This window comes from Mesorhizobium sp. M4A.F.Ca.ET.050.02.1.1 (assembly GCF_003997725.1).
Classification (GTDB): Bacteria; Pseudomonadota; Alphaproteobacteria; order Rhizobiales; family Rhizobiaceae; genus Mesorhizobium.
This window is the reverse complement of sequence record NZ_RZSG01001472.1, coordinates 1-507: the sequence shown is the minus strand read 5'-3', so window position 1 is coordinate 507 and position 507 is coordinate 1. Positions and strand designations below refer to the sequence as shown.

The window sequence follows — 507 nt, the reverse complement described above, 5'->3', positions numbered from 1 at the left end:
GCCCATCAGGATGATCAGGGCGCCCGCCACCATTGCCAGCGGCTCCTGCCAGACGCGGAGCCAGTGACCGATGGTCGAGGCGCCGGCGCCGAGCGCCACGAACACGGTGGAGAAGCCGAGCACGAAGGCGATGGAGGATGCAATCAGCGCGCCGCGCGCGCCGGCCCTGGCGGTAGCGCCGGCATCGCCGCGGAAATCATCGACTGAAACACCGGCCATGTAGCAGAGATAAGGCGGCACCAGCGGCAGCACGCAAGGCGACAGGAACGAGATCGCCCCCGCTCCGACCGCGCTGACATAGCCGATATCCAATGCCATTTCGTGCAGTTCCGTTTGTGCTGGCGCCGATATAGCGACGGAATGCCGTCTTCGCCAATCACCATCACGTGGCAAGTCGCCGCTCCGCGGCCGGATTGGAAGAAACGGCACGTCGAATGCGTTGACCCGAAAGAGGCCGCGATTTCCGCACGCTTCGTTAGGATCACGTCAGGGAGATTTCCATGAAAA

The 507-nt window shown here is 63.7% G+C and carries 1 protein-coding gene; it reads right to left on the bottom strand.

What is annotated here, in order from left to right; translation table 11 throughout:
• Positions 1-318, bottom strand: a 318-nt coding sequence (locus EOA33_RS38200) for a cytochrome c biogenesis protein CcdA (protein WP_245482621.1), incomplete at its 3' end; no start/stop codon positions are given.
• Between the last annotated feature and the right edge of the window lie 189 nt (positions 319-507).